This window comes from Gordonia sp. Swx-4 (genome assembly GCF_030316175.1).
Taxonomy (GTDB): domain Bacteria; phylum Actinomycetota; class Actinomycetes; order Mycobacteriales; family Mycobacteriaceae; genus Gordonia; species Gordonia alkanivorans.
This window is the reverse complement of record NZ_CP128197.1, coordinates 3,648,030-3,668,272: the sequence shown is the minus strand read 5'-3', so window position 1 is coordinate 3,668,272 and position 20,243 is coordinate 3,648,030. Positions and strand designations below refer to the sequence as shown.

General features: G+C 65.7%; 16 protein-coding genes and 2 pseudogenes. 11 read left to right on the top strand and 7 right to left on the bottom strand.

The window, feature by feature from the left end; translation table 11 throughout:
• Positions 1 to 12 precede the first annotated feature (12 nt).
• The 4 genes and pseudogenes from PWF70_RS16760 to PWF70_RS16745 form a co-directional block, all read right to left on the bottom strand.
• A complete protein-coding gene (locus PWF70_RS16760) occupies positions 13 to 501 on the bottom strand; it encodes a beta-class carbonic anhydrase (protein WP_042375579.1) in 489 nt (162 codons plus the stop codon).
• Positions 502 to 1,452: 951 nt separating this feature from the next.
• Positions 1,453 to 2,262 (bottom strand): annotated as a pseudogene (locus tag PWF70_RS16755) (IS256 family transposase); the annotation flags it as partial.
• 8 nt (positions 2,263 to 2,270) lie between these two features.
• Positions 2,271 to 3,581, bottom strand: coding sequence for an ISL3 family transposase (locus PWF70_RS16750; RefSeq protein ID WP_006358616.1), 1,311 nt, complete (start codon positions 3,579 to 3,581; stop codon positions 2,271 to 2,273).
• A gap of 140 nt (positions 3,582 to 3,721) precedes the next feature.
• A pseudogene (locus tag PWF70_RS16745) lies at positions 3,722 to 4,174 on the bottom strand (transposase); the annotation flags it as partial.
• Positions 4,175 to 5,726: 1,552 nt separating this feature from the next.
• Between PWF70_RS16745 and istA the strand changes: the two are divergent.
• Positions 5,727 to 7,238, top strand: coding sequence for an IS21 family transposase (gene istA / locus PWF70_RS16740; RefSeq protein ID WP_075863973.1), 1,512 nt, complete (start codon positions 5,727 to 5,729; stop codon positions 7,236 to 7,238).
• Positions 7,235 to 8,020: an IS21-like element helper ATPase IstB gene (istB, locus tag PWF70_RS16735; RefSeq protein ID WP_006361228.1), complete on the top strand. Its 786-nt coding sequence runs from the start codon at positions 7,235 to 7,237 to the stop codon at positions 8,018 to 8,020. The genes istA and istB overlap by 4 nt, the downstream gene beginning before the upstream one ends.
• 487 nt (positions 8,021 to 8,507) lie before the next feature.
• Here istB and PWF70_RS16730 read toward each other — a convergent pair whose 3' ends face one another.
• The gene (locus tag PWF70_RS16730) at positions 8,508 to 9,485 is read right to left on the bottom strand and encodes an ABC transporter substrate-binding protein (protein WP_286352982.1); all 978 of its coding nucleotides are present in this window, start codon (positions 9,483 to 9,485) and stop codon (positions 8,508 to 8,510) included.
• Positions 9,486 to 9,823: 338 nt separating this feature from the next.
• Between PWF70_RS16730 and ctaD the strand changes: the two genes are divergently transcribed.
• Genes ctaD through PWF70_RS16710 form a run of 4 tightly spaced genes read left to right on the top strand, consistent with a single transcriptional unit; the run spans position 9,824 to position 14,133 of the window.
• Positions 9,824 to 11,608, top strand: coding sequence for an aa3-type cytochrome oxidase subunit I (gene ctaD / locus PWF70_RS16725; RefSeq protein WP_127962718.1), 1,785 nt, complete (start codon positions 9,824 to 9,826; stop codon positions 11,606 to 11,608).
• A gap of 3 nt (positions 11,609 to 11,611) precedes the next feature.
• Positions 11,612 to 12,853, top strand: coding sequence for a phosphoserine phosphatase SerB (gene serB, locus PWF70_RS16720; protein WP_075863831.1), 1,242 nt, complete (start codon positions 11,612 to 11,614; stop codon positions 12,851 to 12,853).
• 1 nt (position 12,854) lies between these two features.
• Entirely contained in the window at positions 12,855 to 13,661 is an 807-nt protein-coding gene (locus PWF70_RS16715; RefSeq protein WP_286352663.1) for an aminoacyl-tRNA hydrolase, read from the top strand.
• 19 nt (positions 13,662 to 13,680) lie between these two features.
• On the top strand, positions 13,681 to 14,133 hold the full coding sequence (locus PWF70_RS16710) for a cupin domain-containing protein (RefSeq protein ID WP_286352662.1): 453 nt from the start codon (positions 13,681 to 13,683) through the stop codon (positions 14,131 to 14,133).
• A 15-nt stretch (positions 14,134 to 14,148) separates the two neighbouring features.
• Here PWF70_RS16710 and PWF70_RS16705 read toward each other — a convergent pair whose 3' ends face one another.
• On the bottom strand, positions 14,149 to 15,162 hold the full coding sequence (locus tag PWF70_RS16705; protein WP_006359425.1) for an LLM class flavin-dependent oxidoreductase: 1,014 nt from the start codon (positions 15,160 to 15,162) through the stop codon (positions 14,149 to 14,151).
• A 96-nt stretch (positions 15,163 to 15,258) separates the two neighbouring features.
• Between PWF70_RS16705 and PWF70_RS16700 the strand changes: the two genes are divergently transcribed.
• Positions 15,259 to 16,092, top strand: a complete 834-nt coding sequence (locus tag PWF70_RS16700; RefSeq protein ID WP_006359424.1) for an ABC transporter ATP-binding protein — start codon at positions 15,259 to 15,261, stop codon at positions 16,090 to 16,092.
• Positions 16,092 to 16,916 carry an NUDIX hydrolase gene (locus PWF70_RS16695; RefSeq protein WP_042377934.1) on the top strand — a complete coding sequence of 275 codons (825 nt, stop codon included), beginning with the start codon at positions 16,092 to 16,094 and terminating at the stop codon, positions 16,914 to 16,916. The genes PWF70_RS16700 and PWF70_RS16695 overlap by 1 nt, the downstream gene beginning before the upstream one ends.
• Before the next feature lie 4 nt (positions 16,917 to 16,920).
• On the opposite strand, the gene ligD is transcribed toward PWF70_RS16695, so the two are convergent.
• On the bottom strand, positions 16,921 to 17,901 hold the full coding sequence (gene ligD, locus PWF70_RS16690) for a non-homologous end-joining DNA ligase (RefSeq protein WP_075863830.1): 981 nt from the start codon (positions 17,899 to 17,901) through the stop codon (positions 16,921 to 16,923).
• Between the two features lie 102 nt (positions 17,902 to 18,003).
• Here ligD and PWF70_RS16685 point away from each other — a divergent pair, with 102 nt between their 5' ends.
• The 3 genes from PWF70_RS16685 (at position 18,004) to PWF70_RS16675 (ending at position 20,197) form a co-directional block, all read left to right on the top strand.
• Positions 18,004 to 18,792 (top strand): enoyl-CoA hydratase-related protein, encoded by a 789-nt coding sequence (locus PWF70_RS16685; protein WP_075863829.1) that lies wholly within the window; start codon positions 18,004 to 18,006, stop codon positions 18,790 to 18,792.
• A gap of 55 nt (positions 18,793 to 18,847) precedes the next feature.
• On the top strand, positions 18,848 to 19,828 hold the full coding sequence (locus tag PWF70_RS16680) for a class I SAM-dependent methyltransferase (protein WP_127962721.1): 981 nt from the start codon (positions 18,848 to 18,850) through the stop codon (positions 19,826 to 19,828).
• A 111-nt stretch (positions 19,829 to 19,939) separates the two neighbouring features.
• The gene (locus PWF70_RS16675) at positions 19,940 to 20,197 is read left to right on the top strand and encodes a hypothetical protein (protein ID WP_006359419.1); all 258 of its coding nucleotides are present in this window, start codon (positions 19,940 to 19,942) and stop codon (positions 20,195 to 20,197) included.
• Positions 20,198 to 20,243: the final 46 nt, after the last annotated feature.

Genomic DNA, 20,243 nt, shown 5'->3' with positions numbered 1-20,243 from the left:
GAGTCAGATGAGTCAGGAGACCTCGCGGAGGAGGCCGGTCGCGACGTCGAACACGAACCCGCGCAGCGAGCTGGTCTTGGTGATGAACGGACTGTTCTTGATGCGGTTGAGCGACTGCCGCACGTCGTCGTCTACATCGCTGAACGCCTCGGCGGCCCACTCCGGCTTCTGTCCGATCTCGGTCTGGATGTCGCGCTTGAAGTCGTCGTCGGTGAAGGTGAGCATCCCGCAGTCGGTGTGGTGGATCAGGACGATCTCGGTGGTGCCGAGCAGCCGCTGGCTTATGGCGAGGGAGCGGATCTCGTCGGCGGTGACGACGCCGCCGGCGTTGCGGATCACGTGGGCCTCGCCCTCGTTGATGCCGAGGACGCGGTAGACGTCGAGGCGGGCGTCCATGCACGCGACGACGGCGATGTGCTTGCTCGGCGGCAGCGGCAGGGGACCGTTGAAGGTCTTGGCGTATTCGGCGTTGTTGGCCAGGTACTGATCGGTGACAGTCATGCGCACACAGTGATGGATCGATGGTCCCATCGGGGAGGGTTTGACCTGTGCTGATCGGAACCTGTGGACCTCGAACATGTTAGTGCGACTCGATGCTAGGCCGAAGCCGACCCCCGCTCAAGCGAAGGGAGAGCGACGATATCTGCTGGCGGTGTCGTCGACGGTCGTCGCGGAACATGGTGTAGCCGGTGGGCAGAAGATCGTGTCAGTCGCCGAGGACGTGGCGTTGATCGAGGGCGACGACTTAAGCGAGTGCTTCAGGAACAGTCTGCAGCGAGACGCTGACTGAGGTCCGGATGGAGATTATCGCTTCCTGCTCGAAAGTTGAGATCTTGAACTGACTCTGAACACGCTGGGTTATCGCTCTCTAACGAGTGTCTTTCCTAAGCGACAAAGCGTGATTAAGTACAAGCTCGAAGTGCGCCGGGCTCAGGTCTGCGCCTCCCATCTCGAGCATGGTCCTCGAGGTTGACGCCAATGCCGGAGACACTCTTTCTAGCGCGGTGATGACGCCAAGCGCTGCGAGTTCGCACACGACGTTTAGCGCGTTGCCTCGTGCAGTTGCGCTCGACCATTCCTTTTCCTTTCGTTCGACGTCCATCTGGAGCGCGTCAAGGAGTAGTCGTGGCCCTATTGGGTCCAGCTTGCGATGCGCATGCACGTATTCGCCCAAGGCGCGGTTCAGCGGGCTAAGCCTGCCCCATCCCGCAGCCTCGAGCCAGCGACCCGGCGGTGTTTGGGGTGTCTCTAGCTTCTCGGCTCGCGCGGGCTTTGTCACCCAAACCATGATGCGAGAGGACTGCTCCAATACAGTTCGTAGACATGCCATTGCTCGGTCGTCGTCCTCGAGCCACAACCAGTACGCCGAGCGAAGGGCGACAGCGCCCCGTGGGGTGGTGGACTTCGGATCGGCGTGTGCCACGCGTTGTGATCAACGAGTCGTGATGGATGTTAGGCGATTTGGCGTGGCGCGTCGACCTGTTGGGCGGCCTGGTGTTTGGCGGCGATAACCTTGCGCAGCTCGGCCATGCTGATGTCGGAGAGGTAGCGGCGGGTGACTTGCCATTCGTCGTGGGCTTCGATCACGACCGCGGTGGCCAGCCGGAGAAACGCCGGCGGGTTGGGGAAGATCTCCACGACATCGGCGCGGCGCTTGATTTCCTTGTTCAGCCGCTCAATTGGATTGTTCGACCAGATCTTCTGCCAGTGCGCCTTCGGGAACGCCGTGAACGCGAGCACGTCGGGTTTGGCCTCAGCCATCATCGCCGCCACTTTCGGGAACGATGCTTCGAGGGTGTCGGCGACCTGGTCCCACTGTGCGGCGACCTCGGCCGGTTCGGTGTGGGCGAAGATCGTTTTGACCGCAGCGGTCACCACCGGCGCTTGTTTGGTCGAGACCGCGCCATGCAGGTTCCGCATGAAATGCACCCGGCAGCGCTGCCACGCTGATCCGGTAAACTGCTGGGCCACTGCCGTTTTCAACCCTGCATGGGCATCGGAGATCACCAGATGCACCCCTGAGAGTCCTCGGGCTTTGAGTGAGGCGAGGAACTCACGCCAGAACTCGAAGGATTCCGAATCACCGACTGCAGTGCCGAGCACCTCACGAGTTCCGTCCATCGACACCCCGGTGGCCACGACAAGGGCTTGGGAGACGACGTGGGCGCCGACTCGCACTTTGCAGAAGGTGGCATCGGCGAACACATAGGGGAACTCGGTGTGGGTCAGAGGCCGTTCCCGGAACGCCGAGATTTCTGGCTCTTCCGGATTCAGAGTGCATGCAGGTGTTCTGCGAGTTGGCCGGAGTGGATGAGTGACCGCAAGATGTAGTGGGTGAGGTTACGGAACCCGAGCGCGATCCCGCGCAGATGCTCGAGGCGCCCGTTGATGGCTTCGACCGGCCCGTTGGAGGCACCGGTGTCGAAGTAGGCGAGGATCTCGGCTCGCCGGGCCCACAGGGATCGGCCCAGCTGCGCCATTTCAGCCAGCCCGGTCGGCAGACCGGTGTGGATGCGTTTGAGCAGCTTGTACATCGCGATCTTCCCGTCCCGCTTGTTCGGTTGGTCGTAGGCGTCGATGAGGTCTTGGTAGATCGCGTAGGTGACCGCAACGGCCACATGCTCGTCATGGGCGTCGAGGCCGGTGCGCAGGCGGGTCTTCTGTTTGTCGGTGAGCAACCCGATCCGGGTCAGCAGGGTCCGACGGATACCGTAGAGGGGATCTCCACTGCGACCCCGATGTCCACACGTATCCTGTTGCACCCGTTGGCGACACAGGGTGAGTTTCTCCGCGGCCAGGTGCACCACGTGGAATGGGTCCATCACGGCCCGCGCCTTGTCGAGGGACTCTGCGGTGGCGGTGCGGTAGCCGCTGAACCCGTCCATGGTGACCACTCGGATTCGATCGCGGAACGCCTGATCGCGAGCGTCGAGCCAGTCCTTCAACGCGGCTTTCGACCGGCCGGCGACCATGTCCAACAAGCGGGCCGGACCGGTCCCGTCGACGATCGGGGTGAGGTCGACGAGGACGGTCACGAAACTTGAATCACCCTGGCCACGAACATGTTTCCACTTGTGCTCATCAACCCCTAAGACCCGCACACCGGACAGCCGGACGGGTGCAGTAGCCAGGGTCCGGGCCGCTTCGCAGGCCAGGGTGTTGACGGTGTTCCAGCTCAACCCCACCGCCGCGGCCGCGGCCGAGACCGACATTTTGTCGCAGATCATCGCCCGCATGATCCAGGTGGTGGTGCGGCGGGTGACCTGCGCACGCGAGGCCACGATCGCACTGAGGTCGGCCCGGAAGATCGACGTCGCGCAGTCGCTGGTGGCGCATGTGTAGCGCGGTACCGTCAGATGCAGCCGGGTCGGATGCCCCACGATCGGCAGATCGGCGACCTCCCGGTCGACGTGATCACGCAGCCGACCCACTCGCCCGCAGGTCGGGCACGTGTTCTTTGGGTCCAGGAGCTGGCAGAACAGGTGGGTGCGGTCCTCGCCGTCGACGGCGGCATCGGTGATCGTGACGCCGAGTTCGATGGTGCGGCAAATCGTGTCGGCAATAGCGCTACGCTGCGTCATGGGTCCTGTGAGTGTTCGGATGAGTGTGTAGGAGCTTTCATCCTCACACCACAGGACCCGCCCACATCACGCAGAGGCTCACACCCGCAAATCCGACCTACATCTTGTGGCCAGTAGAACCTGTTTCACGCACCGTCAATCCGGAAGAGCCAGATTTCTTTGTCGAGGCCGGCGCAGATACGGGACACCTCGGACTTGGAGATCCCGGCCGAGACGCCGAGGGCGTTGACGAGGTCATCGACGCTGCGGGTGGACACACCGTGTACGTAGGCTTCCATCACCACCGCGTGCAGGGCTTTGTCGATGCGGCGGCGTCGTTCGAGCAGGCTGGGGAAGAATGACCCGGACCGGAGCTTGGGGATCTTGACTTCCACATCGCCCGAGGTCGTCGATACGGTCTTAGTTCGGTGGCCGTTGCGGTGGGTGGCGCGTTCCGCGGAACGCTCATACCGGCCGGCGCCGATCTTTTCGGTGGCCTCGGCCTCGATCAGTGCTTGCAGGCCAGCTCGGATCAACTCGGCGAACACCGCCCCGGAATCGGCGGAGGTGAGTGCATCGAGCTGGGCGAGCAAGGCAGAATGGTCCTGGGTCATCGTGTGGTGTGTCCTTCTGTGAGTCACTTGGTAGGTAACTCATTGACCACTACGCGATGGCCCGCCCAACAGGGTCACCGACACGCTCAGCAGCAGCTCACCTCAGCCCCGAAACCCCACCACCTCAGGGGACTTACCCCGAAGGGCTGACGAAACGTTCTGAAGTGCCGCTGATACAACGTTGCTCGTCCAGATACTAGTTACTGCAGCCAATTCGGACACCAGTACGTAGAGTGCGCCTCGGTCTGCGAGGGACTGAAGGTCGAAACCATCTCCGAGGACGAGCGCTTCTTCCTCGAGCGCGTGCTCCGCGAAACGTGTTGCGCTACAGCGATGTGCGTCGAAAACGAGCGTTAGTAACTCGTCATCTCGATAGAGGCGACCCGCGGGTCGAATACCGTCGGTAACACCTAGGTATTCGCTTTCGCGGGTGCGAAGGAAGCTGACGACGTCGCTGCGAAGACCCTCTGATGGGGCCAGGGGCATGATCGCAGCCAGATTAGGGGCGACAGCGTCGCCGGGCACTTCGCGCCTGGGGATTTCGCGATCGCCAATTCGCGCTGGCGTCCAGAATTCGCGGGCCTCTGATTGGAGGTCTCGTTGGGTTAATCTGTGATGCCAGGAACGATAGTCCGCGAGAAGGTGAGCTCGGGTGTGACGGCCTGCGTGATGAAGTGCAGCAGCAGTAGCCATGCCGATCTGGATCAGGCACAGCGAAATTGCGTCTGAAACTGCGCCGACCGCTACGGCCACTCCTATCGGGATGTCCCGTGGACGGAGCAGTTGTTGTGCGTCCCACGTTGTGACGTCCAGGCATTCCCTTGCGTGCAATATCTCAGACAGGGCGACGTAGACGACTGCGGGACAAACCTCTGTTCCATCAGAGAGCCCGACGTGTGTGTGGTCTACAAGCGGCTCTTCTGTCCCGCCGAGCCTAGGTTCGCCAAGATCGGCGCCGGAGTCGACCAACGGAAGGTCGCCAGCCAGATCGTCGGAGCTGGCAGTTACGAATCCTGTCCACGCACGAGCAACATACTCGGCGGTATCCTCGCCTGGTTGCTGACATAAATCCAGAACGCTTGCGAGGACAACTGTCCATCGTTCCAGCTGATGTCGAGCGATCGCAGCTGCCCCGACTACTTGCCCCGCTAGGAGCAGGCGTGTGGCAGCAACGGCGCTATCCACTCCCCACGCAAGGTCTCGCTGCCAAGCACCTGTATACAGCACCGGAACGCGTGGAAGGGGCTGCCCTAGTTCACGATGTGCAGCGTCGAGGAGTGGGACCGGCCCAAGCGATTCGATAGACTTAACACGGTAATAACCTGGCAGCGCCATCAGGTTTTCCATCCGCTGATTGTGCCGAGCTACCAGAGTTTCCGCGAGACGGTTGTCCATGGCCATGAGAAAGTCCCCACTGGTGGCCAGGTCGAGGTCCCCGCTGGTGGCCAGATAAAAGTCCCCACCCTGTGTTCGTCGTGTCGACCCGGAACTGAGGGCCCAGGCGATGACGGTGAAGGTGCCAACCGATCACCATCACCGCCTGGGAGTTCCATTGAAGTCTGCGAAGGACCGTATGGACATCATTTCTGCTTACCGAGAACTCGGAAGCTATCGCGCCGCAGCCGAGGTGTGCGGCACCACCCACAAGACCGTCAAACGTGTGGTCGACCGGTTCGAGGCCGACGATCAACCACCCGATCGCAAGGAACGGGCCCGCAACTACGACACCGTCGCCGAGCTGGTCGCCGAGCGAGTCGAGCGGTCACACGGCCGGATCACCGCCAAACGTCTGCTACCAGTAGCGCGAGCGGCGGGCTATGCAGGCTCGGCCCGCAACTTCCGTCGTCTCGTCGCCCAGGAGAAAACACAGTGGCGCCGTGATCACCATCGTGGGCGTCGCCCGGCAGTGTGGGCTCCGGGTGACTACCTGGTCATCGATTGGGCCGTGATCGGCGGCCTGCACATGTTCTGCGCGGTGTTGGCGTTCTCACGCTGGCGGTTCGTTCGGTTCGCCACCAATGAAACATCCACCACCACACTCGGATTCATCGCTGAAGCCTTTGAGGAGATCGGTGGAGTACCTAACAAGGTACTCGCTGATCGGATGGGCTGCCTCAAAGGTGGAGTCGTCGCCAACGTCGTCGTACCCACCCCCTCGTATGTGCGGTTTGCCACCCACTACGGGTTCGCCCCGGATTTCTGTCACGGCGCCGATCCGGAATCGAAAGGGATCGTGGAGAACCTCTGCGGGTACGCGCAGTCAGATCTGGCGCAACCGTTGTGGACCGAAGCCAAGATCGCCGCTGGTCGTGACGACGTGCAGCTGGATGTGCACGCAGCGAACCGGGCCGCGCGGGACTGGTGTGTCGAGGTCAACACCCGCCGCCACAGCGACACACTGTGCGTGCCTGCTGAGCAACTCGATGTGGAACGAGAAGTGCTGTCGACGTTGCCATCTCTGCGGGCCCAAGTCGGCCCACCGCCGGTCACCCGAAAGGTCGATCGCCTCTCATGTATCCGGTACGCCTCGGCCCGCTACTCGGTACCCAACCGGCTCATCGGCACCACCGTGACCCTCATCCAGGACGGTGAACGGCTCCTGATCGCCGAACCCGCCTCAGGCGAGGTGATCGCCGAACATCTGCTGGCCGCACCCGGAGAGGTCGTCCTCAACGATGACCACTACGGCGGGCCACGCACACCGCCCAGTCGTGCACCACGACCCAAAACCGCAGCAGAGAAGCAGTTCTGCGCTCTCGGTGAGGTTGCTGAGCAGTTCCTGGTCGGTGCCGCCGCGATCGGTAACACCCGCCTAAGCGGTGAACTCGACGACATCCTCGGGCTCGTCACCTCCCACGGCCACGAACAGGTGCTCACCGCCCTGACCAGGGCGGTGGCATTCCGACGGTTCAAGGCCGCCGATGTGCGTTCGATCCTCGATGCCGGAGCCGGCACCCCCAACCCGCGACCGGCCGGCACAGCACTGCTCGGGCACCTGCCTACCGCGCCCACCCGCTCGCTGGATGCCTACAAGCTCGGCGCCGGCGACAAGGAGGTGTCATGACCACCACAACATCGACATCAGTTGCACCAACAGTGCCGCCACTACCGGCCGACCTCGACCAAGCGCTACGCCGATTGAAGCTCGCCTCGATCCGCCGCACCGCACCCGAGGTACTGCTCACCGCGAAAACCCAGCGATGGACACCCGAAGAAGTGCTGCGGACCCTGGTCGAAGCCGAGATCGCCGCTCGTGATGCCTCCAACATCCGCAACCGACTCAAAGCTGCCGGGTTCCCGGTCACCAAAACCCTGGAATCGTTCGACGTGGCCGCATCCTCCATCCCGGCCAACACCTTCGAATACCTATCCTCACTGGAATGGGTTCGAGCCCAACACAATCTGGCCTTGATCGGCCCAGCCGGGACTGGCAAGAGTCACACCCTGATCGGGCTGGGGATCGCCGCAGTACACGCCGGACACAAAGTGCGGTACTTCACCGCCGCCGACCTCGTGGAGACCCTGTATCGCGGACTGGCCGACAACACCGTCGGCAAAACCATCGACACCCTGCTACGCCAAGATCTGCTCATCCTCGACGAGATCGGATTCGCACCACTCGACGACACCGGCACCCAACTACTGTTCCGGCTCGTCGCCGGCGCCTACGAACGCCGCTCTCTCGCGATCGCCAGCCACTGGCCCTTCGAACAATGGGGACGATTCCTGCCCGAACACACCACCGCCGCCAGCATCCTCGACCGGCTCCTACACCACGCCACCATCGTCATCACCGACGGCGACTCCTACCGCATGACACACCGAACGGAGGTACCACCCACCTAGAACATCCCGCACAGGGTGGGGACTTTTACCTGGCCACCAGCGGGGACATCAAACTGGCCGTTGACAACGGTCGGGTCTATCGCGAGCCACGCGCTCGTAGTCCTTGACGGTCGCTTTGACACGCCGTCCCCGCAGGTCAGCCTTCTCTGCTCTCCGGTGACGGCGACTATTCCCCGGCAGTTCCTGCTCTGTCATTCCGGTCCCTTCGCTAACCCGTCCTTATCTCCAAGCAATTCGTATGCCTGTGATGACACGGCGATACGTACTCCTAGACCTTTAGGAACGCCTCTTTCACCGAATCTGGCTGGCGGCATTAGGCAAGGAGACGGCAACGTCTTAATGTCGTCACAGTTAACACTGCCCTGAGTTCGCAATGGCGTTCTCGTGCTCGAATCGACTGGGAAAGACGGGACGCGCTCTCTGCGTCGCGGGAGTCTGGAGCCCAAACCAACGCTGTGCCTGTGTCGACGAGGCGCGAGCCTGCAGCTCAGGAGTTCCCGTCGAGCGAACCCTTGACGTCGTTGAGGACCAGCCAGGCGGCAGCGAGGCCGGAGGAGTCGTACCAGACGGCGTCGTCGACGGCGAGCACGCGCTTCCACATCGAGGCACCCAGACCCAGCCACTCGTCGCTGAGCAGGACCTCTTCGCCGTGCTCCTGGCCCTTCTCACCTTCAAAGCTCACATAGATGAGGTCGCCTTCGGCCTCACGGAAGTTCGCGGAGTTGACGGCGAAGGAATCGGGGACCCGTTGCGGACCGGGCCGCTGGACGCCGATCTCACCGAGGACCTGGCCGGCGAAGGTGTCCATGCCGGCGATGGTCTCCGAGTCCTCGCCGAACCGGACCAGTGACACCTGCGTATGTGAGGCGTCCATGCGCCTGCCGGTCTTGGCGGCTTCGGTCGTGAACTCGGCCAGACGCTGCCGCCCGGCTTCGCTGCGGCCGACGGCGTCGGCGACGGCCTGGAACTGCTCCTGCCAGTCGCCGGCGGGGATCGTGGCCGAACGCACCGAGCCGAAGGGCTTCGACGACGCGGCGGTCTCGGGAGTGAGGAGGACGAGGTCGGCGTCGGCCTGCGACACAGCTGCGGCGTCGGGCGCGGTCCCGATCGCCGGCACCGACGACAGTCGGGGTCCGAGATAGGCGGGCACCGAACCAGGGGCAGCGGTCACGGCCGTCACCTTGTCGCCGATGCCGAGTGCACACAGGGCGTCCAGGAGCGCCGGATCGGTCACGACGATGCGGGTGGGATCGGTGGCGGCGTCGTCGGCCGGGGTGGGCGCGAGGCAGGTCTTCGAGAAGTCACGGTCGGCGGAGACGATGTTGACCTCCGCGACGCGGGTGACAGTGGTCGAGATGGTGGAGCCGTCGGGAGTGGTCAGCGGCTCGTCGCCGGAACACGCTGCCGACGCCGCGACGACGACCACGCCGAGGACCGCTGCCCAGACCGGCCGGCGTCCCCGCATACGACGAACACGTACATCCGTGACCCCGTTACCCCTGCTCTGCACCCGCCCAACCTAGCACCGGCGCCGGGGCGTCGAGCGTAGGCTTCCACGGGGCCGCCAGACCGTCGGCCGCAGACACCGAGCGGGGTCCCCAGACCACCCGGCGCGTCGAAGGAGGAAAAGGGTTTGAGCACGGCCGATGTGGTGCGTCGGGCGTCGAATACGACAGATCGTAGGACCCGTTCGGCCCGGGCGTCGGGAAGGGTTTAGGATCAGTACTCAGCGCTCGGTTTGTGTTCATGTGCCGACCGACGTTCGAAGGGGTTCGACGTCGAGCTCGCGCAAGAGGAGGATCTGTGACCGCGGTAGACCAACCCACCACGCAAGTGGCTCCAGTGCGACCATTCCCGGAGCGCTATCAGCCCAAGGGTTCGTTCATCTACAAGCTGTTGACGACGACCGATCACAAGCTGATCGGCATGATGTACATCACTGCATGTTTCGCGTTCTTCCTCATCGGCGGCCTGATGGCCCTGCTGATGCGTGGTGAGCTCGCGGCTCCGGGCATGCAGTTCCTGTCGACAGAGCAGTTCAACCAGCTCTTCACGATGCACGGCACCGTGATGCTGCTGATGTACGCGACCCCGATCGTCATCGGCTTCGCCAACTTCGTGTTGCCGCTGCAGATCGGTTCGCCCGACGTCGCCTTCCCGCGACTGAACGCACTCGGCTTCTGGCTGTTCGTCTTCGGTTCGACCATCGCCATCGCCGGCTTCATCACCCCGGGCGGTGCCGCCGACTTCGGTTGGACGGCGTACACGCCGCTGACCGACGCCGTGCACAGCCCCGGCCTCGGTGCCGACCTGTGGATCATGGGTCTGGGTGTGTCCGGTCTGGGCACCATCCTCGGCGCGGTCAACATGGTCACCACCGTGGTCTGCCTCCGTGCACCCGGTATGACGATGTTCCGCATGCCGATCTTCACCTGGAACATCCTGGTGACCAGCGTGCTCATCCTGCTGATCTTCCCGCTGCTGACCGCTGCCCTGATGGGCCTCGAGGTCGACCGCCAGTTCGGCGCCCACATCTACGACCCGGCCAACGGCGGTGTCATCCTGTGGCAGCACCTGTTCTGGTTCTTCGGACACCCCGAGGTGTACGTCATCGCGCTGCCGTTCTTCGGCATCGTCTCGGAGGTCTTCCCGGTCTTCTCGCGTAAGCCGATCTTCGGATACTCGGGCCTGATCTACGCGACCCTGGCCATCGCCGCCCTGTCGGTCGCGGTGTGGGCGCACCACATGTACGTCACCGGCGCCGTGCTGCTGCCGTTCTTCTCCTTCATGACGTTCCTGATCGCGGTTCCGACCGGCGTGAAGTTCTTCAACTGGATCGGAACGATGTGGCGAGGTCACATCACGTTCGAGACGCCGATGCTGTTCTCCGTCGGCTTCATCGTGACCTTCCTCTTCGGTGGTCTGACCGGCGTCCTGCTCGCGAGCCCGCCGCTGGACTTCCACCTGTCCGACAGCTACTTCGTGGTCGCGCACTTCCACTACGTGCTGTTCGGCACCATCGTGTTCGCCACCTACGCCGGCATCTACTTCTGGTTCCCGAAGATGACCGGACGCATGCTCGACGAGCGCCTCGGCAAGATCCACTTCTGGCTGACGTTCATCGGCTTCCACATGACGTTCCTGGTGCAGCACTGGCTGGGCAACGAGGGCATGCCGCGTCGCTACGCCGACTACCTGCCGTCGGACGGCTTCACCACGCTGAACACCATCTCGACCATCGGTGCGTTCATCCTCGGCCTGTCGACCCTGCCGTTCCTGTGGAACGTCTTCCGCAGCTACCGCTACGGCGAGGTCGTGACCGTCGACGATCCGTGGGGCTTCGGCAACTCCCTGGAGTGGGCGACCTCGTCGCCGCCGCCGCGCCACAACTTCACCGAGCTGCCCCGCATCCGTTCGGAGCGTCCGGCCTTCGAGCTGCACTACCCGCACATGATCGAGCGGATGCGTGCCGAGGCTCATGTCGGCCCGGGTCACGACGCGGGCAAGGATCGCCAGATGGAAGAGGCTCGTCGCGAGCCGTTCACCGTGGGATCGCACGAGGGATCGCCTGATCCCGATCCGCGCTGACCGGTGGGCAACGACTCAACAGGCACTACCGGTACGACCGTTCTCTTCACTGTCACCGGTCCCGACCGGCCAGGTGTCACCTCTGTTCTCATGGGTGCCCTGGCCGGTCAGGCCGTTGCACTGCTCGACGTCGAGCAGGTGGTCATCCGCGGTCAGCTGACGCTCGGCGTGCTCGTCTCCGCGAACGGAGATCCCGAGACGCTGCAGGAGATCGTCGAGCAGGCGATGGCCTCCATCGGCTTCGACGTGCGGGTGGAGATCGGTGTGGATTCGGGTAGCCGTTCGACCTCGTCTCATGCCGTCGTGATCCTGGGCAGTCCGGTCACGGCCACCGCCTTCAGCGCGGTCGCCGCGAAACTCGCCGGTCAAGGCGGAAACATCGACTCGATCCGCGGTATCGCCGACTATCCGCTCACCGGCCTCGAACTGATGGTCAGCGTGGCCGGCCGCGGCGGGGTCGCCGCCGACGCCGCCCTGCGGAAGGGGCTCGCCGAGGTCGCCGCCAAGCATTCGGTCGACATCGCCGTCGAACGCGGTGGTCTGGCCCGGCGCGCCAAGCGCCTCATCGTCTTCGACGTCGACTCCACCCTGATCCAGGGTGAGGTCATCGAGATGCTCGCCGCGAAAGCCGGCCGTGAAGCCGAGGTCGCGGCGGTCACCGAAGCCGCCATGCGCGGTGAGCTCGACTTCGAACAGTCACTGCACCAGCGCGTGGCGGCCCTCGCCGGGCTCGACGCCGGGGTCATCGACGACGTCGCGAAGTCGCTGCAGCTCACGCCGGGCGCCCGCACCACGATCCGCACGCTGCATCGGCTCGGGTTCCACTGCGGCCTGGTGTCGGGTGGTTTCCGTCAGGTCATCGACGGTCTGGCCCACGAACTCGAACTCGACTTCGTGCGCGCCAACACTCTCGAGATCGTCGACGGCAAACTGACCGGACGCGTGATCGGCGAGGTCGTCGACCGGACCGGCAAGGCCCGTGCGCTGCGTTCCTTCGCCGACCAGGTAGGCGTCCCGATGGAGCAGACGATCGCCGTCGGCGACGGTGCCAACGACATCGACATGCTCAGCGTCGCCGGACTCGGCATCGCCTTCAACGCGAAGCCCGCGTTGCGGGAGGTCGCCGACGCCACACTCAATCATCCGTTCCTCGACGCCGTGCTGTTCATCCTCGGGGTGTCGCGCGACGAGATCGAGGCCGCGGACGCCGCCGACGGCGTGTACCGGCGGGTTCCGCTGGGCTGACGTGTCGGACACGACAGACAACGCCGACGTGACGGGCTTGCCCGTCACCCGTGACGCCGTGACGCGGCCGCCGGTCATCCCCGATGCGGTCGTGGCGAACCATCGACGCCTCGTCGGATACGTCGGGGGCGGTGAGGATCCTGAGGATCCGGCCGACGTCCTGGCGATGGCGATGGTGCTGCGCGTCGAGAAGTCCGATCCGCCGGATCGCGCCGACCTGTTGACCGCGGCGGCACGGGCCGTCGCGCTGCTGTGTCTCGACGACCGCGCAGCCGGTGACGGTCCGTGGGCGGCGGCGATGGACGACTGGTGTCAGGCTCGTATCCGTAAGATCGCTCGTCGGGCCCGTGGCGCGCAATGGGCTGCGGCGCAAGAGGTGTGGGGCGTGACCGCGACCGAGGGTGGCGCCGAGGCGCGCGCGTTCGTGCCCGGCCGCGTCGGCGATCTCGACCGTCGGGTCAAGAAGCTGCAGATCGGCGGCACCGAGGTCGACGGCGAACTCCCCACCGAGAGGCCGGATCACGGCGTGGTGCTGTGGACGAATCCCGGGCTCGACATGACCGTCGGCAAGCTCGCCGCGCAGGTCGGTCACGCATCGATGCTCGCCGCCAAACTTCTCGACGCCGACGAGGCGATCCGGTGGCGGCTCGACGACTGTCCGCTGGCGGTGCGTGAGGCCACGCCCGAACGATGGCGGGACCTGCTCGAGGCCGATGCGTCCGGCACCGCGGTCGCGGTCCGTGATGCCGGGTTCACCGAGATCGCGCCCGGTTCGGTCACCGTCATCGCCGAAGTCGTCGGGAACTGATCACGAGACAGGGGAGCAGATGAGCGCCACCGAACTACCGGACTGGGCGAAAAGCCTTGACCTCCAACCGCACCCGGAGGGTGGTTGGTACCGCCAGACCTGGCGGAGCGAGGTCGGCGTACCGCAGGCGGTGCTCCCGGCCGGTTACACCGGTGACCGGGCCGCCGGCACCGCGATCTACTTCGTCCTGACGCCCGGCCAACAGTCCGCGTGGCACACCGTGCGCGGCTCAGAGCTCTGGCTGCACCATCGCGGGGCGCCGGTGCAGCTCGATCTGGGCGGCGACGGCGATGCCCCCGGCGATCCGACCCCGATCATCGTCGGGCCCGACATCGAGGCCGGGAATCAGCCGCAGGCGCTGGTGCCGCCCGGCATGTGGCAGCGTGCGCGCCCCGTCGGCGACGAGGCGGCACTGGTCAGCTGTGTCGTCGTGCCCGGCTTCGACTTCGCGGACTTCCGGCTCGAGGACTGAGACTCGGCTCCGGGATCAACCGCCTACGGCCACCGGCGAATTCGCCGGGGCGAGATGCCCGAGAGTGCTCATCCAGACGTCGCGACTCGGTGCCAGCGACGCAACGATCAGCTCGTCGGCATCGGCATGTCCGGCGAACCAGCTCAGGTACTGTCGCACCTCATCGGGCGTCCCGATACCGGCGTAGGTGAGCATCTCGTCGATCTGGCGGCCTTGGGGCATCGACAGCACCGCGTCGGCTTCTTCGTCGGTGAATGTGCGGCCGCGTCCGTAGAGCAGGGAGACGCGCTGACGGCGGGCGATCTGCAACTGCTGCTGTGCGACGTCGGGATCGTCGTCGGCGATCACGCCGACACCGGCGATCACGTACGGCTCGGCGAGCACCTCCGACGGCCGGAACTCGCGGCGGTACAACTCGACTGCCTGCGTCAGGGCCTGCGGTGCGAAGTGCGACGCGAAGGCGTAGGGGAGTCCGAGGGCGGCGGCGAGCTGCGCGCCGAAGAGCGACGAACCCAGGATGTAGAGCGGTATGTGGGTCCCGGCGCCCGGCGTGGCGCGGACGCCTTCGATGCGGGACTCGTCGCCGAGGAACGCCTGCAGTTCGAGAACGTCGTGCGGGAACCGTTCGGCTGACGCGTGGGTGCGACGCAGGGCCTGGAAGGTCTGCTGGTCGCTGCCCGGGGCGCGGCCGAGTCCGAGGTCGATGCGGCCGGGATGGAGTTCGGCGAGGGTGCCGAACTGCTCGGCGATGGTGAGCGGGGCGTGGTTGGGCAGCATGACGCCGCCGGCACCGAGGCGGATGGTCGAGGTGTGGGCGGCGATGTGCGCGATGAGCACAGCAGGCGCCGACGACGCGATCGCCGACATGTTGTGGTGTTCGGCGTACCAGATCCGCTTGTATCCCCACTTCTCCGCGTTCTGCGCGAGATCGACACTGGCGGCGAGACTTTCCGCGACGGTCTCGTCGCGGCCGACGGTGGCGAGATCCAGGATGGACAGAGGAAGGTGTTGAGCGGTCACGTAGTCCATCAACCCGGCGAACCGGTCGGTGTATTCCCGTGACGTGTATCGGACACGGCTGAGCCGAACCGGTCGAACGGACGGGCGTGAGGCAGGATAGGGGTCGTGACCGAATCCGATCCCGACCTCTTGATCGACTTCCGCGACGTCGCGATCGTCCGTGGCGGCAAAACGCTTGTCGGCCCGCTGTCCTGGCAGGTCGAACTGGACGAACGCTGGGTCATCATCGGGCCCAACGGTGCCGGTAAGACGACACTTCTGCGACTGGCGGGTGCCGAACTGCACCCGACGTCGGGCACCGCATTCGTGCTGAACGAGAAGCTCGGCCGGATCGAGATCCGCGAACTCGCGACGCGGATCGGCGTCGCCAGTCCCGCCCTCGTCGACCGCGTGCCCGACCACGAGGTCGTCAGCGACGTCGTCATCTCCGCCGGCTACGCCGTCCTGGGGCGCTGGCGCGAGGCCTACGACGACATGGACCGCGACCAGGCCGTCGAATCGCTGGAGTCGATGGGCGCGGAGCATCTCGCCGACCGCACCTTCGGCACCCTGTCGGAGGGGGAGCGCAAGCGCGTGATCATCTCCCGCGCCCTCATGACCGACCCCGAACTCCTGCTGCTCGACGAGCCGGCCGCCGGTCTCGACCTCGGCGGCCGCGAAGAACTCGTCGACCGCCTCGCGACCCTCGCCGCCGACCCCGACGCTCCCGCCATCGTGCTGATCACCCATCATGTGGAGGAGATCCCGGAGGGGTTCACGCACGCGCTGATCCTGTCCGAGGGTGGCGTCGTGGCGCAGGGCCTCCTCGAGGAGGTGCTGACCAGTGAGAACCTGACGGCCGCCTTCCGGCAGCAGATCATCCTCGACAAGGTCGACGGCCGGTACTTCGCTCGACGCCGTCGCCGCGCGGGCGGTCACCGTCGAGCAGGAGGCAACTGATGACATCCACCGATCAGGGACCCGAGGTCGTGTCCGCACCGATCCGCGATGCCGCGACGGTCGTCCTGGTCCGTGACTCCGCCGACGGCATCGAGGTGTTCCTGCAGCGTCGGGTGAAGCAGATGGCTTTCGCCGGCGGCATGACCGTATTCCCGGGTGGCGGCGTCGACAAGCGCGACGCCGGCGCCCACGTGGCCTGGACCGGGCCGCAAGCGGCGTGGTGGGCCGAGCAGTTCAACACCGATGACGAGCTCGCCCAGGCGCTCGTGTGCGCGGCCGTCCGCGAGACCTTCGAGGAATGCGGCGTTCTGCTCGCGACCACCGCCGACGGTTCTTTCGCCGACCCGGGCGCCCTCGCCGACGACCGGCAACAGCTCGTCGAGAAGTCTCTGTCCTTCGCCGAGTTCCTCACCGCGCGCGGCCTCACCCTGCGTGCCGATCTGCTGAGTCCGCTCGCGCACTGGATCACCCCGGTCAACGAGAAGCGTCGCTACGACACCCGGTTCTTCCTCGCTGCCATGCCCGAGGGCCAGCAGGCCGACGCCGAGACCACCGAGGCCGAGGTGGCGCGCTGGGTCAACGCCCGCGTCGCGATCGACGCCTGGGCCGACGGCAAGCACTTCCTGATGCCGCCGACCTGGGCGCAGCTGCACTACGTCAGCGGCTTCCCGAGTGTCGATGAGCTGCTGGCCGCCGAGCGGTCCGTCGAGTGCATCCTGCCGAACACCACCCCGGGCGCCGGGCTCGCCGGACTCGGGTTCCCCGGCTCCGACGAGTACTTCCGCACGCTCGGCGATCAGACGCCGCCCGAGATCACGCTGTAGATCCTCACGGCTCGTCGAGATCGACGGCGTCGTCCTCGTCCTCGGCGATGTCCTCGCGATCCGCCCAGTCGAGCAGCGTGTCGAGCCGGTGGGCGACGTCGTCGATCTCGGCGTGCAGGTCGCCGAGTTCGGCGAATCGCGCGGGCACGGTGGCGATGGTGAAGTCGTCGGGTTCGATGTCGTCGATCTCGTTCCAGCGGATCGGCGTGGACACCGTCGCGCGTTGGTTGCCGCGCACCGAGTAGGCCGACGCCATGGTGTGGTCGCGGGTGTTCTGGTTGTAGTCGACGAACACGGCTGCCGGGTCGCGATCCTTGCGCCACCACGTTGTCGTGACGTCTTTGGGTGCCCGGCGCTCGACCTCGCGGGCGAACGCGAGCGCGGCGCGCCGGACCTGAGGGAACCCCCACTCGGGGGCGATGCGCACGTAGATGTGCAGACCGCGACCACCCGAGGTCTTCGGGAAGCCGCGCATGCCCAGCTCGTCGAGAACCTCCTCGACGACGTGGGCCACCCGCTGGATGCGTGAGAAGGTGCAGTCCGGCATGGGGTCGAGGTCGATGCGCCACTCGTCGGGGGATTCGGGGTCGGCGCGGCGTGAGTTCCAGGGGTGGAACTCGACCGTCGACATCTGTACCGCCCAGATCACCGATGCCAGCTCGGTCACGCACAGCTCGTCGGCGGTGCGTCCGTAGCGGGGGAAGTAGATCTCGGTGGTCTCCAGCCAGTCCGGTGCGCCCGCCGGGACCCGCTTCTGGTGCACCTTGTTGCCGCTGACGCCCTTGGGGAAACGGTGCAGCATGCAGGGACGTTCGCGCAGCGCCCGCACGATGCCGTCACCCACCGACAGGTAGTACTCGGCGAGGTCGCGCTTGGTCTCGCCGCGTTCGGTGAAGTACACGCGATCAGGGCTGGACAGGCGGACGGTGCGGTAACCCACCGTCAGCTCGATCGGCTCACCTGCGGAACCCGCGCCTTTGGCCATGTCGCCAACTGTAGGGCGCGCGGATGTGACGCGTGGGTTGTCGCAGGCTGATGACACCGGGCTGCGACACCGCGCCGACTTACCAGACGGTAGCCTTCGAGGATGCCTGAGTTCGTGACCCTCGAAACGTCCGACGACCATCCCGGCGTGGGCACCATCCTGCTGGCCCGCCCGCCGATGAACGCGTTGAGCCGCCAGGTGCAGGCCGAACTGGCCGCGGCCGCCGAGGAGGCGACCCTCCGCGACGACATCAAGGCCGTCGTCGTCTACGGCGGACCCAAGGTCCTCGCCGCCGGCGCCGACATCAAGGAGATGAACGACCTCAGCTACGCCGAGATGAGCAAGGTCGCCGGTCGTCTGCAGCGCGACCTCGGCGCCATCTCCGAGATCCCGAAGCCCACGGTCGCGGCCATCACCGGCTACGCGCTGGGCGGCGGCCTCGAAGTCGCGCTGGGAGCCGACCGCCGGATCGCCGGTGACAACGCGAAACTCGGCGTGCCCGAGGTTCTCCTCGGACTCATCCCCGGTGGTGGCGGTACGCAGCGTCTGGCGCGGCTCATCGGACCGGCCAAGGCCAAGGACCTCATCTTCACCGGCCGGTTCGTCGGCGCCGAGGAGGCACTCGCGATCGGCCTGGTCGACGAGGTCGTCGCCCCCGACGAGGTCTACAACGCCGCACTGGCCTGGGCGGGTCAGTTCACCAATGCCGCGTCAGTGGCGATCGCCGCCGCCAAGAAGGCCGTCGACCAGGGGCTCGGCGTCGACCTCCACACCGGACTCAAGATCGAGGAGCAGCTCTTCGCGGCGCTGTTCGCCACCGAGGACCGTGCCATCGGTATGAAGTCGTTCGTGGAGAACGGTCCCGGCAAGGCGGAGTTCACCGGTCGCTGACGGCGCGGCCCCACCAACATCACGACTGACCGACCCACGCGACAAGGAAGCGATCATGACCACCGACGCCACTCCGGGTATCGATCCGGCGCCGAATCCGCATGCCACCGAGGAACAGGTGCAGGCCGCTCTGAAGGACACCAAGCTCGCCCAGGTGCTCTACCACGACTGGGAGGCCGAGACCTACGACGAGAAGTGGTCGATCAGCTTCGACGAGCGCTGCATCGATTACGCGCGTGGACGTTTCGACGCCATCGAGATCGACGAGCCGCTGCCGTACGGGCGCGCGATGGAACTCGGTTGCGGCACTGGCTTCTTCCTGCTGAACCTCATGCAGTCGGGTGTCGCCGACAAGGGTTCGGTCACCGACCTGTCGCCGGGCATGGTGAAGGTCGCACTGCGCAACGCCGAGAACCTGGGACTCGACGTCGACGGCCGGGTTGCCGACGCGGAGAAGATCCCGTACGACGACAACACCTTCGACCTCGTCGTCGGACACGCTGTGCTGCACCACATCCCCGACGTCGAGCAGGCGCTGCGCGAGGTGCTGCGCGTGCTCAAGCCTGGCGGTCGTTTCATCTTCGCCGGCGAGCCGTCGACCATCGGCGACTTCTACGCGCGCTGGATGAGCCGCGCGACGTGGGCCGTCACCACCAACGTGACCAAGTTCGGGCCGCTGCAGAGCTGGCGGCGTCCGCAGGAGGAGCTCGACGAGTCCTCGCGTGCCGCGGCTCTAGAGGCCGTCGTCGACATCCACACCTTCGATCCCGACGAGCTGGCCGGCATCGCCCGTTCCGCCGGAGCCGCCAAGGTCGCCACCGCCACCGAGGAACTGGCCGCCGCCATGCTCGGCTGGCCGGTCCGCACCTTCGAGGCCGCGGTGCCGCCGGAGAAGCTCGGCTGGGGCTGGGCGCGGTTCGCGTTCGGCGGCTGGAAGCGCCTGACCTGGCTCGACGAGAACGTCTTGCGCAAGGTCGTGCCGCAGAAGTTCTTCTACAACGTGGTGGTCACCGGCACCAAGCCCGGCGATTCGTAGAAAGCGCAGGGTTATAGCGCGCATTCTCTCTACCGATCGGGTCGTCGCCTCTGCGGCGGCCCGATCGTCGTTTTCGGGACCGGGGCCGCTTCCTGCGTGCAACCATGGGCTATGGCCACCCTGCTGACGTCCGATGAGTTCGAGATCCGTCTGCTCTTCAGTGATCCGGTACCGGAGGTGAGGCAGTTCCTCCACGAGGTCATCGCGAAGCGTGAACCGATCGCTCTCGACGTCGAGGGCACGGTGCATCTGCTGAACGTCGCCAACGCCAGACACGTGGTGCTGGCCGATCAGGACCCGGACGACGAGTCGCTGGCGACCGGCGATCGGACCACGATCGTCACATCCCTCGTGGAGCTGCGTCAGTAGGCTCTGCGACGCGGCGGGCGGCCCGGGGAGACGCGGGCCACGACGG